This window comes from Flavobacterium sp. xlx-214 (assembly GCF_013874595.1).
In the GTDB taxonomy this organism is placed as follows: domain Bacteria; phylum Bacteroidota; class Bacteroidia; order Flavobacteriales; family Flavobacteriaceae; genus Flavobacterium.
On the sequence record NZ_CP059431.1, the window covers coordinates 2,700,540 to 2,715,080 of the forward strand.

Genomic DNA, 14,541 nt, shown 5'->3' on the forward strand with positions numbered 1-14,541 from the left:
TTTAATTAATCTTAAAAAACTAATACTATATAAATTCTATCTAACTAGTAGTGTTTTGATTAAAAAAAATATTATTTATCATTTAAAAATGATTGAAGCGTAGCCTCCATCATACTTAAACGTGTTTTATCGCGTACTTCTGTCAATTGTTTTCTAAGGTAGCACTTAACTTCATCCTCACAATCTCTACATTTTTCATAATAATTCATTGATATACAAGGAACCAATGATATAGGTCCGTCAAAAATACGGTACAAATCAGCTAATGAAACCTCGTTGGGATCTTTTAATAAATAATAGCCCCCACCTATTCCTTGTTTGCTGTTTACTAATTTGTGGCGCTTAAGTTCTAACAAAATTTGTTCTAAAAATTTTCTGGGTATGTTTTCATTTTCAGCAATAGCAGCCGTTGTTAAGTGACCTTTTTGATATACAGTCGCCAAACCTACCATTGCTTTTAATGCATATTTACATTTTTTTGATAACATCGTATTTTTAAAATTTGATACAAAAAAAACCTCCTACTATAGGAAGTTCGCCGGACATTTAAATAAATAAAACGGTTACTTTTCCTTTAATCAGAAAAAGACCACATGCACATTTTAGTATTTAAACTTAGTTTTCTCATTTTTATAAGACTTGTGGTACAAATTTAAAAGCTTTTTTTAACATACCCAAACTCCTTATTATTTTTAATGATTCCTTAACTTTTTTTTTCAAGTTGAAAGAAGATTGATTTTACTTACACAAGTCTTTAATTTATAATAACTGTAAAAGTATTTGAATATAAATTTTAAAATTTACATCCTAAATATGTATGTCTTTAAAATTCATATCCCTTTGATTAAAAAAACGGGGATTACTCCCCGTTTCTTACTAACTCTGTTCTTACTTAAATAAGCCTACATATCCAACACAATAAATTCAGATCTACGGTTTTGTTGATGTTCTTCTTCAGAACATTTAACACCGTTGCTACAGCGGTTTTCTAATTGGGTTTCACCATAACCTTTGTAGGTAATTCTTGCAGCGTCTATGCCTTGAGCAATCATCCAATTAGCGGTTGATTTGGCTCTACGCTGAGATAGTTTTAAGTTGTAAGCATCGCTTGCGCGACTATCGGTGTGTGAACGTACATCTATTTTCATGCGTGGGTACTCTTTCAACACTTCTACTACTTTGGCTAGCTCTACTGCTGCATCCGGACGGATGTTGTCTTTGTCTAAATCAAAATAAATTGGGTTTAATTGAAGTACTTTAAACAAATCGTCGTTCTTTTTCACTTCTACTTTCTTACGCTCTAAAACAACTGTTTTCTCTGTAATGCCCGTTGTTGTGTCTAGCGTTACCGTTTCTTCTTTGATGATATAATCGGCTTTTGCTACTTTTAAACGATACATTTCACCGCAAACATAATCGGCTGTGAACTGATTGCCTTTGCTGGTTGGATGCGATGTGCCTAAGCTGTTGTACAGCCTATCGTACAAGGTAATTTCAACATCGGTTAAAATATTGCGCGTTTTGGCATCTACCACTGTTACTACCAAATCTTGCTGACAACGATTGATTTCTTTGTCTTCTACAAAACTGTAGATGTCATCGTTACCCATTCCGCCTTCTCTGTTTGATGAAAAGAAGCCTTCTTTGGTGCTGTGGTTGATGTAATACGCAAAATCGTCTGCGTTAGAGTTCACTGGTGCACCTAGGTTTTGTACGGCTTCAAACTGATTGTTTTTGTCTAATTTGGTTGCATACACATCCAAACCACCTAAGCCTACTCTGCCATCGCTTGAAAAATACAACTCGTTGGCATCGTTCATATACGGAAAGCTCTCACGAGCTTCGGTATTGATTTGTGGCCCCAGGTTTTGAGGGGTGCCAAAGCTACCGTTATTGATGCTTACTTGCCATAAATCGCTTTCACCAAAGCCTCCTGGACGATCGGATGCAAAGTACATCGTGCGTTCATCGGCGCTTAGCGTTGGGTGTGCGGTAGAATAATCATCGCTGTTAAAAGGCAATTCGGTTACCTTTACCCATTTGCCGTTTTGCAACTCAGCACGGTATATTTTTAAACGGGTGTTTTTGTCGGCATCGTACTTACGGGTACCTTTTACAATGTTGTTTCTTGTAAAATACATGGTTTGCCCGTCTTTGGTGATAACTGCCGTAGACTCGTTTAACTTGCTTTTTACATCGCCTTTAATGCGTTGTACTTTTTGATTTTTACCGTTATCGGTTTCGTTTTGCAATGAATATTGGTACAAACTGGTAAAGGCTGCGCCTGTCCAGGTGTGTACTTTTTTGCTTAAACTACCGGTATCGCGTGCGCTGGTAAAGTACAAATTGTTGTTGTGTACATAGCTACCATAATCGGCAAAAGGTGTGTTGATGCTTAAATTGGTTATTTGGCTGTAACGACCCGAATTGGCCTGAATTTGTGCTTTTAATTCGGCTTCGTTTTTGCGTATTTCACCTATTTGGCTCTTACCTACTTTGCTTACAAAGGTGTTGTAGTATTGCTTGGCTTCGGTTTCCTTACCTACGTGTTGTAGGGTTTGCGCGTAGCGGTAGTAATACTCTGGGGCTATGTCTTCATTGCTGTATTCTGCAAACAAACGCTCATACTGCTTTTCTGCTGCTGTGTAGCGGGCATTAAAATAGTTGGCGTTGCCTAAGTTTTCATGCAAGCTTTGGCTGCTGTAACCACGATTTTCTACTTTTTCATAAATATCCAATGCGTCTACATACGCCCATTGATCATACTGCTTGTCGGCTTTCTTTAAACCGGCTTGTGCTTGTGCCACGGTATTCCCTAAAAATAAGGCGGATACCAGGGCAATTGTGCTGATTCCTTTTTTCATGTCCTTGTGGTTTTAGAAGAAGCGTGGCGAATTCACGCGACGGTATTTGTTAAACAATTCAAAGCGTAAAAAGATCTCATGTGAGCCGCTGTTGTAGTTGGATAACGCTTTGATATCGTTATCATAACTATAGCCTACAAACAATCCGTTGGTGATTTGAAAGCCAGCCAAGGCACTCCATGCGGCATCCCATCGATAAGCCGCTCCTAAGGTAAACTTATCGTGAATTAGGAAATTCGCAGTGACATCAGCTTGTAATGGTGCTCCACTTACTGCCTTGAATAAAAACGCGGGTTTGAATTTCAAGGTTGGATTGATTTCAAATACATGACCTCCCATTAAGTAGTAATGCATTTTTTGTTGCATGGTACTTTGTACATTATTGTCATAACGCGTGGTTTCTAGGAAATTGGGTACTGAGAAACCTAAATAGCTTTTCTCATTATGCCAATAGATACCTGCACCTATGTTGGGCGTGAACTCACTTGAGATATCGTTTAATATCTGTGGATCATTGGGGTTGTACTTGTTTAAATCGGAATAGGCTACGCTTAGTAAATTTGCCGATCCTTTTAATCCAAAGCTTAATTTGCTGCCTTGGTTGTTTAGATCTAAGGTGTACGAGAAATCTACGCTAATGGTGTTTTCATCCATTACACCTAAGGCATCGTTTACAAAACTTACTCCTAATCCTACTTTGTTATCGCCCAGTGGTGTGTTTACTGAAAACGAATTCGTTGTTGGTGCGCCATCAATACCTACCCATTGGCTGCGGTGTAATCCAAAGATGCTTAACGATCCACGGCTACCTGCATACGCGGGGTTGATGTTAATGGTGTTGTACATATAATTGGTGTACTGTGGGTCTTGTTGCGCGGTGGCTGTAAGGCTTACTAAAGCTAATAAAGCCACTATGATTTTTGTTGTTTTCATTGCTTTTTAGGTTTAGTCGTTATTTTCTAAATGTAAATACCCTACTTTTTTAACCCATTGGCTTTGACCATCTCTATCGTACAAGTATTCTACTACGTAATAGTAGGTACCTGTTGGTAGTTTTTCGCCTTTGCCTACTACGTCTACGCCTTCGGCCATGCCTTTAAACACATTGCCTTTGCTGTCATAGCCTTGAGTTTCATACACTTTTCTTCCCCAACGGTTGTAAATGCTTACGTGGTTGTTTGGGAAGTAGTTGATGTTATCAATGATGAAATAATCGTTCATGCCATCGCCATCTGGGGTTACCCCGTTGTAAATAACCACATCGCCTGGGTTAAGTAATGGTTTTTTAACCGTACCTAAGGTAAAAATACCAAAGCCTTCTACTTTTACAGGGGTGGTTACGGTTTGATTGGCTAAATCAACCACGCCGCCTTCATCTACCCAAAGTTTTTGTTTTTCGTCCCAACGTACTACGTGCAAAAGCTCTGCATTGTTTACAAAGTCTTGCGGGGTGGTGCGTTTGTCATAAGACAAGCTAACAATTACTGAATTGTTGCTTTTTTCGCTTTGGTTGATCACCCAATATTCTTTGTTGTCTATAGCTTGTAATACCCCTGTACGACTAGCGTGTGGGTATTTGTTGTTGGAATCTTCTAAAAGATACTCGCCTGTATAGATTTCGGCTTCTTGTGCTGGTGCGGAAATGCTGGCAAAACGGTAGTAGCCTTTATCGCCTATTGGATATTTAAAGGCATCGGTACCTTTTTTGGTTACTTCTCCGTCTACGTGGCTTTTATCGCTGGTGCTTACATGGGTTGCGCCTTTTAAGAATACAAAGGCACCGCCGTTGGCTTTGTCCATATACACGATACCATCGGCCAGGTTTACTGTGCCTTGTGTAGCGATATCGTTGGTTAAGTGAAAGGCATAATCGCCTCCGCTTTTGTTGAACAAAACATCGTAAAAGCTACTTGGTGAACTACCCGAGATGCTTTGAATAGCTTTGTTCTTACCCTCGAAAACTACATAACCCGTACGACTGTTGGTTGTGTAACTAAACAAGCCTTGGTTTTGGTAATCGCCGTAAAAGTACATTGAGCCATCGTTTAAAACATTCCCGTCCTTGGTGTTGACAAAATCAAAATAAGTGGATACTTCTGTTCCTGAACTTACCTTTAAATTGCCGTGGTTCGTGGTTTGGGAAAAACTATTATAACCAATAAATAGAGCTAAAGCTGCTATTAATTTTAACACGTTTCTTTTCATACTTATTGAATTACTTTTTAGCACCCGACTTGATTACTGGATTCACAATAGCATCGTTACAATTTTCAAGTTTTACTCTTAAATATTGTGCATCGCCATAACTACAACCTTGACGTTTTGTTTGAATTTTCACTAACAAATCATTCCCGTGCTCTGGGTATAATTTATTGATTTCGTAATAATCAACCTTGTTCTGAGAATGACTAAAAGCTAATTGTGAATTTGTAATATCTGCTACCGCCTTGATACTTAAAACAGGATTTCCTTGTTCATCAACCATTAACTTTCCTTTTTCATCACGTAATTGATCTCCATATTCTATAACTTTAGCAAATGAAACTTCGTAAGTTGTACATAAATCCATTTTTTGAATGCCTAGGAAGTCGGCAGCGCAAAGTGTTACTTTATTTTTGGTATCTACCTGTCCTTCAAACAACATTTGCGGATTTACGCGAATATCATAAATATATAATTGGTTTCCTAAATTTACATTTACTGTATTCCATTGTTCTAATTGAACACGATCAAACGGAACTGTAATTGGGGTAGATATTACAACTTTTTGTTCGTTACTAAAATTTAACAAACCTAAATCAAGAACTTTAAAACGATCTAAGGTTTGCTCACCCACTTTGGTATCTCCTAAGTAATATTTGATTTTATAATCAATTAGATTTAAAAGACCTAAATTTAAAACATTTACATTTTCTGTACCTAAAGTAATTTGAACTTGATCACCTGGACGTGCTTTTTGACGTAAACGAGCATTTAAAAATTGCTTATTTAAAACCCCAGCTGTTGTATTAAAAATTGCATAACTATTGTAATTATTATCAATGGCATAATAAGGAAATGTAACTGATGATAAACCTGTTGCAACATTTAAAACTTCAGTATAATTACCCCAAGTTGCATCTTCGGCAAACTGATTTAAGGTAATTGGATTATTTGAAACTGTATGACCTTTTTGTGTAGTAGGATACACTAAAGACGCAGCTGGTGTTACCGTAATTATTCCTCCATTTGTGCACGGGTTGTTTAACGGATCAACTGTTATTTCTTCTTCAACAAACGCATGAAACACTGTTGCTAAATCGGCTACTCCTAATAAAGATCCTAACTGAACGCGAATACCATTGTAATCAATTGTTGCCCCTGAGTTATTTGTTGGTGTAAAAGAAAATTCAAACACATTATCTCCTTTTAACAAATCTAACACACCACCTTTTACACCAAATGTCTTACCCACATTAGCTAATGGAGGAACTGTACCAGATATATCGCTTAAACTATTAATTTTACGACCTACAATGGTTACACCACCAGCCAGTTTTAAGCCCGAATATTGCTCACCTAATTTTACAGTTACTTTTTTACCTTTTAATTCAGCTCCGGTATATAAAGTACCATCAGGTTTAGTAAAATACAAATCAATACCTACTGTACCAATACCTAAAATTACTACACCACCAGTAATAGTTGCATATTGCGAACGATCTCCATTTACGGCCTTTTCAGGATTTGCCACACCAGATAAACCAGATGTCCAAGATTGTTTATGGGTAGCATAGTGTTTTTTAACTGATATGTTACAATCTGCTAAATCATAAACAATCAATTGAATAGTTGCATAACTTACACAGCCTGTTACACCAGATGTTGTAGTTGCTTTTATTGTGAAGTAGTATTCACCTTTTTGCAGATTTGTTAGTGTATTGGCAACTGTATTTCCACTTGTATCGGTAATTGTATATGTTGACGCATGAGTTGATGTGAATGTAGGAAATGTAAAACTACCGCCTTGTTCTACTGTAAACGCATTGATATTATTTGGAAAAATAATTATATTCTCGGTTTGCGGAGTTATTAACACAGGAGCTGTGAAAGCATTTACTTGGGGAATAGACCAACGTTTCGCTTTTCTACGAATTAAAATAGGCTTTTTTAAACTACCTACTGTGATACTATTACTACCATCTACATTAAACTCACCAAAATCCCCCGTAGATCCGTCACTTCCTTCTGCAGCATCTCCAACATTTGTCCATGTTACTCCATTATTATAGCTAAATTGCCAATCATAAGAATACGCATAAAGATCTAACGGTCCAGAATTAGCTTTACTTGTACTTGTTACTGTTGCCGAACCATCAAAACACACTATAGGTGTTGATAATGAAATAGTACCAGGATTAAAAACCCCTTCGACTCCTAAAAATGTTACTGCAACATCTTCACATACGCCCGCCATATTACAAATAGTGTAATAAATTGGTGTTGTTGGTTTTGAAGCATTCGATGTAGCAGTAATTACACCTGTGTTAGGATCTAATGTAATACCAGTAGGCCATGTTCCTTTTTGAGAAATGGTTGTGTTTTTACCAGTTCCGGTAAGAACAAATCCTTGCCCTGCAGCTCCATTATTATAACTATCATTAATAATTACACTAGGATATGTTTTTGTTCCTGAGCCTGTTTGCCAGTTATATACATCTGCATTTCCTTTAATAGGCGTACCAGAATCATAAGTTATGGTAATATTTGCAATAGATGATACTCCCAATAAATTAGTAATTTGATACTGTAAAGGTTGTGTTAATGGGACAGCACCTGGTGCAACCACTAATTTACCTGTTGCATCAATACTATACCCTACTGGCCATGTTCCCACAGGAACAATTGAAGCATTAACACCTGTGCCGCTAACCACTACTGTACCCACTGCATTTGATTGCGAATCGTTTGTAAGAATAGAATAGGTACCACCAAGTAATGTTGTTGTAATTGCATCATCATTTGCTTTAATGATACTATCCATTGTAGAAGGATCATTATTACAATCAATTGGTGTAAGGTTTTCGTCGGGAATTTCTTCTAAAGAAATATCATCAATGTAAATATCATTTCCTGAAGTAACTGTTGACTGATTTCTAAAAGAAACGGCCACATCCGAATTACAAGAAGCGCTATCGGGCACTTTGAATTTAAAAGAATATTGTACCCAACTACCTGTTGTAGTAGCTGTTTGAACACCTGAAGAGCCTAGAACTGTTTCTGTTAAAATGTTCTGAGCTTCCATTTTAAACTTATGTGCTCCGTTTCCAGCTGCAATATTAAATATCCATATAGATAATTTATATGTTTTACCAGAAGTCAAAGACACTGCCCTTCTGTAGTATTGATTAAACGTTCCGCCACAATTTACAACCATTAAACCTCCATTCTTTGCACCTGTATTACCTATAGTATGGTCGTACACATTTGTAGGAAACCAATTAGGCAATGTAGTATTGCCATAAGGTTTTAAAATTGCATAATGTCCATCGTGAACCTGATTTGATTGTGTTTGCCCAGTTGAAAGACCAGTTCCTGTAAAATATTGAGCAAATTTGTAAAAAGCGGTTCCGTGATCAAATTTATTTAATCCTGTATCCTTACCTGTTTGAGGCACATATGGAGAAGATCTTCTCTCCGTTCCTGTAACGGTTCCAAAATCTTCTTTAAATATTACCTGAGCATTAGTTTGTTGCAACGCAACCAAGCCAAGCAGGGTAATAAATTGTTTTTTTATATTAAATTTCATATTGTAGTATTTTAAAGATTTATAAATGATTAACCGTTGTTAATTACTTAACCTTTAATACAATATTCATGAAAGAACCTGTTTTTATAATAGCGTTTGGATTTACTTTGTAAGTTAACACTCCATTTGCATCTAATGTGATGTCTGTAAATACAGCCTCATCCGCATAGGTTACAAAATAATCGTAACTTGTAGCTACTTTTACAAACTCATCTAAAGTTGAAGTTGCGCTACTTGATTTAATTGGTGATGTAAACTGACCTTTAAATAATTCATATAATTTAACAGTAAACACCCCTGCAGCAACTGTATAATTTCCACTTGCTGTGATACGGCTGTCTGTTAGAATAGTTGGCAACACAACCGATGGCATGTAGAAGAATTTTGGAGTAGATGAAATACCTAAATCTTCTAAATTTTTCCATTGTGTTTCAACACCTGAAGTACCTGTTTGTGTAGTCAACACTTGTCCTGTTGATCCAGGTTTTAATTTCACATTGAAATCTGTTGTGTTTCCGTTTGTAGTAGGTGTAAGTGTAATTCCATTACCCACAGAAACCGTTTCTAATTTTTGAGCTCCTTGTACTACCGTATTTATATCGGTATAGGTTACATTTCCAGCTGCATTTGCTATACCTACACGGCCATCAGTACCTGTACCTGCTGTTAATTTATCGTTTGTAACAGCACCCGCTTTTATATCAGAAGACTCTACAGCACCTGCAGCAATCTTATCTGTTGTAATAGCATTGTTTGCTAATTTATCAGTCGAAATTCCGCCAGTAGTAACTTTTACATTTGCATCAACTAATGTTGCACCTGTACCGTTTGATACAGTAATAGAGCCATCGCCGGCTGTTAAATTTTTTCCATCAACATTTGCTGATGAAATGTTTTGATACGTAACCGTTCCATCGGCATTTGCAACAGGCACTTTACCTTCATTACCAGTACCCGCATCTAACTTATCACCTGTAATGGTTTTATCAGCAATGTCTGCTCCTGTGATAGATCCATCTTTAATTTGAGCAGATGTAATAGATTCGGCTTTTACACGTAAACTTGTTGGTATTAAAACAGCAGCTGTACCTCCGCTAGCAACTTCAATAGTTGCTGTAGCCCCATCTGCAGCTGTTAAATCAACTCCTGTAACATTTGTAGCTGAAATGTTTTGATAAACAACTGTTCCGTTTGATTGTACAACACCTACTTTACCTGCATCTGAAGCATCTGCTTTTAATTTTTCTGCAGTTACGGCTCCATTAGCTAAATCAGCAGTTGCAATTGTGCCATCAACAATTTTATCAGAGGTTACCGCGTTATCAGCTAATTTTTCTGTAGTAATAGCTTCATCCTTTACCTCAACAGTATATGCTGTATTATTGCCTGTTTTAGTAGATGAGACAGAAGTTGTAACGCCCTCAACCACTGAAGAAGTGTTTTGCGCTGCTTGAATCATTGGACCTAAATCTAATGGCGTTGCATCAACTCCGTTTACAGTTGTTGTTAAACTACTACCCGATAAAGCATTTGAAACAGTTGTTGTAGGTACAATAGTTGATTGATCAACCCAAGTAACACCATTTCCTGTTGGGTTTGTTACTAAAACTTGGTTGGCAGAACCTGGAGTAAGGATATCCAATGGGTTTTTCCACTCTAAAGATTTTTGAGCTGCATTTAACTGTAAAATCTGTTTATTTGTTCCTGTTCTATTTGGGAAATAATAGCCGCCAGTTCCGTCATTATCACCAATGAAAAAATTACCTCTATTAAAATCTAAGCCAAATTTTACATCAGATTTTTTTCTATCAAAAACAACGAATTCGGATAAATTAAATTCTGAAACTACTTGTTTTGAAACTGTAGTTCCATAATGACTTATAAATTCACTAGAACCCGTAGCTGAATTTTGTATTTCATGTGCTTTAGCACCTGCTGCATTTGTTTCAACTCCCGTTCTTGCCAAATACATCAACTCGTCTTTACTTTGAAGGAGCATACTTCCGTCATAAACACGATCAAAGTAGCTGTAATCTTCAAGATTTTTGGTTTCTGCATTATATAAAATATTGCCACGAACTGCATACGATGATGGTAAAGCAATACTATTTGTTTCAAATCCAAAGTAGCTGTTTTGGGTAGCATCAGTTGTATTAATATAATGATGAGAGGTTCTAAAATCACCACCTACTTCTAATTGCTTCTGTGTTTTGTTAACCTCAAAATCAATATTATAAGATGATTCATAACCTATCCCAACTCTACCTTTTTGGTAAATATCAACATCAACAGGTGTATTGGTATTAAAAGGTTGTACACCGCCTGTTGAGGCTCCTGAAGCGTTTCTTCCTGCGCTTCCTCCTGTAGTATTTGTAGCTTGTGCTTTCCAATAACTTACCGCTTCTACTTCATTTTGAGTAGCAAAACGTTTCCAAGTGGTACCTTCCCACACGTAAAAACCTTTTTCTAATTTCTCTGTAGTATCAACTTTAGTATTGTATACCAACAAACCATCAGCAGGAGTGTTGATTGGAGTAACACCGTTTGTTAAAGAAACTAATTCTACACGTGGCATTAATAAACCTTTATTGTTAGAATCAATATCTATTTGGGCAGATTTATGTGGAGTTGAAGTACCAAAACCTACTTGCGCTTGCGCATAAGCAGCTGCTAATAAAGCTACTGATATATATATTTTTTTCATGATGCTTATCTATTAAAAATGAAGTGTAAACCAAAAGATGGTTTACACTTTTATATATTAAAGTCCGGCTGGTTTAACAGTTGAAGCAAACTCAATAATAACCTTTGCAGTAATATCGCTTTCACTTAAAACATTGTACATATTGCCTACCCCAATTTTAAAACCTAACGCTTGACCGCTTAAAGTTAAATTGGTTATAGATGCTGTCATACCCGTTCCGTATCTTAAAGTTGTAGATAAAATTTGCGCTGCATCTTTGTCTAACGTTACCCCTGAAGTATTAGCCGTTGTTCCCGTTACTGTAGTGGTAAATTCGCCTTTGTAAATATAATATGTTGTAGCACCATCAACATAAGTATCACCTGTAAATACTGATGTAGAGCCACCTGCATTAATTGTGTCTCCTAAGTTATTTTTTAGGTTATTGATGTTTTGTTGAATAATTGTATCGCCAGCACCACCTGTTAAAGTAGTATTGTTGATTAAAGTACTTGCAATATCAATTGGTGTTTTGGTAACTGTACCATCTGCCGCAATTGTTTCTGTGTACAACACATCTGCAGTTGTAGTGTTGTTATCATGGTTACCAAAATAAACGTTACCACCTGCATTTAAGATGTTGCTAATGGCATTTTTAATCTCAGAATTTCCTTCGATGATTGATTTTAAATCAGCTTGAACATCAATAGTAGATGTTGCATTTGCTTCGTTTAAATAATCGTATGTTACTTTAACATCGCCTGCTGCTGCAGTTCCTGTTTGTTCTCTTTCTAAAGTAGTAACTGTTTCGTTTGCCTTTACTAAAGCATCAAAAGTAATGGTTTGTGTATTTCCAGAAGCATCAACATAAGTGAAAGACGATGAAGCTAATTGCTCTGCTGTTGTTGTGCCTGTACCCGGAACAAATGTCATTACACCTTCTGTATTACCCGCCAATTGTTCAATAATTTCTTGAACCGTAACTGTATTTCCATTATATGTTGTAGATTGATTTAAAATGGTTTCAAAGTTGTTAGCTACTGCTGCAGGAATATTCATTGCTGTACCGCCTGTTAAACCTCCTGCATTTGTTGGTGTAATATCTGCTGGACTTGTAATAGATCCTGCTGCAATTAGAGCTTGAATATCACTTTCACTGAAATATTTGTAGCTGATGATATTTCCTTTAGCATCATGTACAGCAGTAAAAACAGTATTTGTTTCGTTTGCTTTTACAATAGTATCAAAAGCAGCAGCAGGAACAACTGTAGAAGTTCCGTCTCCGTTTGCAATACTAAAAGTTACATCACCAGAAGTAGCATCCACAACAGCAGTAACAGTTCCTTGAGCTAAATTAGAATTCGTAGAAATATATTCTATGTATTCTTGAACTGTATTAAAGGTGTGCGTAACACTACCTTCAACAATAGTAATTGGATTTGTTGGGGTAGAAGTAAAAATTTGTTCGATATTGTTGATAACGCCACCTACAACATCAATTAAAAACACACCTGTAGCAGGAGCTGTTCCCCATGCATCAACAACTGCTTGAGTTGGTAATACACCGTTATTTGCAACTAAGTATGCTTCTGAAACATAGTATTGTTGGGTACCATCAGTTGATTTTACCAATATTGTTTTTGATTCTTGAGCAGAGATTAAGTCTAAAATATCATTTGTGATATCTTGTTTTACATAACCGCCTTGCCCGTTGTTTGCAGAAGCATCATAATAAACATACTCAATCTTTGAAGGAGTTGTAATATTACCTAAACCATCTGTAATTGCAGGTGTATATACCATTCCGCCACCAGAATTTGCACCATCGCCTTGTACACCTCCATTAACATTTTCTTCACCTAAATTATTAGAAGGAAAAGCAGTGTCTAGTAAATCTTTAATTTTATCAACATTGCTATCAATTGTACTTACAACATTAGCTAAATCAGTAGCATTTGCAATACGTTCCCAATGTGCAGCAACAGTACCTTTTTCTACAACCCAATAGTAAAACCCTGGAGTTACAGCAGTTGCACCACTACCAGCAGTTGCTGTATTGTAAACTAGTAAACTTTCGGTTTCAGTTCCTTTAATAGGATCAAAAATTAAAGTAGAAGTTAAAGAAACACGAGGAATTAAAACCCCTTTGTCTTTAGCAGTTACATCTAAATAAGATGACGTTACAGGTGTTGTTGTGCCAATACCTACTTGTGCATTGGCAAAATAAGCTGAACCTAATAAGGCAGCTACTAATGTAATTTTTTTCATAAGTACAAAAAATTAGAACTAAAAAAATGTATAAAGAACACTTATAGTCTTAGTCTAATTTTTGCTTCAAACAAAGAGTACCAATCAATCGCCTGTTACAATAATTTTTAAAAACTATAAATGCGTAATTGCGAACAAAATTAACAACTTATTTTGATTTAAGCCAAAGTTATTTTGATTATTTTAATTTTCAAGAAACTTACTTTTCCAAAGAATTATGAAAAAACCAATAAATTATACAATAAATTAATGTATTTCCTTTAAAATATAACGAATATTTAATTTTGTTGTTGTTTCTGTCACTTCATTTAAAGGTTGGTATTTTAATTATAGAAATACCAAAGAAAGCTTTTGTAATAGACATTCTTAATAAAACACAACGTATTTTTAATACTGAACAATAGATCTAATAGTGATGGAAGCTCTACGAGCTGAGATTTCTATAGCAAAGTTATGTAGAAAACACAATATTAATCAATCTCAATTTTACAAGTGGAGTAAATAATTCCTTGAAACAGTTAAAAAACGCATATCTGGTTATTTAACTTGTTAAGTTACCTATGGTGAAATATTAGAATTAGAGAAAGAAAATGCTTGATTAAAAGAGATGGTTGCTGACTTTAGTTTACGCTTCGATATTATAAAAAAAATTTAGATATGTTAGGTTATCAGAGCAATTCAAGCAATATATGAAATTAACTACTTCTGAAAAACTCGAGATAATATAGCTAGTTATAGACAGTGAATTAATGTAAAGCACACCTTAAAAGAAAACGGAACTTCTTGCAATACATTTTATAAATGGAAAGTTATCTTGAAAAAGAATTTGATGGCTTAAAATCAAAACAACGGTTAACAAATCGCTAATGAAGCAGTATTGCAAATACTCAAAAACATCTTGTTGTTGAATTAGCTTTAGAATATCTTGAATTATTATC

Annotated in this window: 8 protein-coding genes; 1 reads left to right on the forward strand and 7 read right to left on the reverse strand. The window is 35.8% G+C overall.

The genetic code is table 11. The features are described 5' to 3' along the window. Window positions 1–71: 71 nt before the first annotated feature. The 7 genes from H1R17_RS12705 to H1R17_RS12735 all read right to left on the reverse strand — a co-directional run bounded on the left by H1R17_RS12705 (window position 72) and on the right by H1R17_RS12735 (window position 13,603). On the reverse strand, window positions 72–488 hold the full coding sequence (locus H1R17_RS12705) for an Rrf2 family transcriptional regulator (protein WP_163432939.1): 417 nt from the start codon (window positions 486–488) through the stop codon (window positions 72–74). Window positions 489–902: 414 nt separating this feature from the next. After that, the gene (locus H1R17_RS12710) at window positions 903–2,864 is read right to left on the reverse strand and encodes an OmpA family protein (protein ID WP_181729228.1); all 1,962 of its coding nucleotides are present in this window, start codon (window positions 2,862–2,864) and stop codon (window positions 903–905) included. Between the two features lie 12 nt (window positions 2,865–2,876). After that, window positions 2,877–3,797, reverse strand: coding sequence for a type IX secretion system membrane protein PorP/SprF (locus H1R17_RS12715; RefSeq protein ID WP_181729229.1), 921 nt, complete (start codon window positions 3,795–3,797; stop codon window positions 2,877–2,879). A 12-nt stretch (window positions 3,798–3,809) separates the two neighbouring features. Beyond that, on the reverse strand, window positions 3,810–5,069 hold the full coding sequence (locus H1R17_RS12720) for a gliding motility-associated C-terminal domain-containing protein (protein WP_181729230.1): 1,260 nt from the start codon (window positions 5,067–5,069) through the stop codon (window positions 3,810–3,812). A 10-nt stretch (window positions 5,070–5,079) separates the two neighbouring features. Beyond that, window positions 5,080–8,652 carry a hypothetical protein gene (locus tag H1R17_RS12725; RefSeq protein ID WP_163430937.1) on the reverse strand — a complete coding sequence of 1,191 codons (3,573 nt, stop codon included), beginning with the start codon at window positions 8,650–8,652 and terminating at the stop codon, window positions 5,080–5,082. Between the two features lie 43 nt (window positions 8,653–8,695). Continuing rightward, entirely contained in the window at window positions 8,696–11,356 is a 2,661-nt protein-coding gene (locus H1R17_RS12730; RefSeq protein ID WP_163430936.1) for a hypothetical protein, read from the reverse strand. 57 nt (window positions 11,357–11,413) lie between these two features. Continuing rightward, window positions 11,414–13,603 carry a hypothetical protein gene (locus tag H1R17_RS12735; RefSeq protein WP_163430935.1) on the reverse strand — a complete coding sequence of 730 codons (2,190 nt, stop codon included), beginning with the start codon at window positions 13,601–13,603 and terminating at the stop codon, window positions 11,414–11,416. A 415-nt stretch (window positions 13,604–14,018) separates the two neighbouring features. On the opposite strand from H1R17_RS12735, the gene H1R17_RS14285 reads away from it, so the two are divergent. Further along, window positions 14,019–14,108, forward strand: a complete 90-nt coding sequence (locus H1R17_RS14285) for a transposase (protein WP_163430934.1) — start codon at window positions 14,019–14,021, stop codon at window positions 14,106–14,108. The last annotated feature ends 433 nt before the right edge of the window (window positions 14,109–14,541 follow it).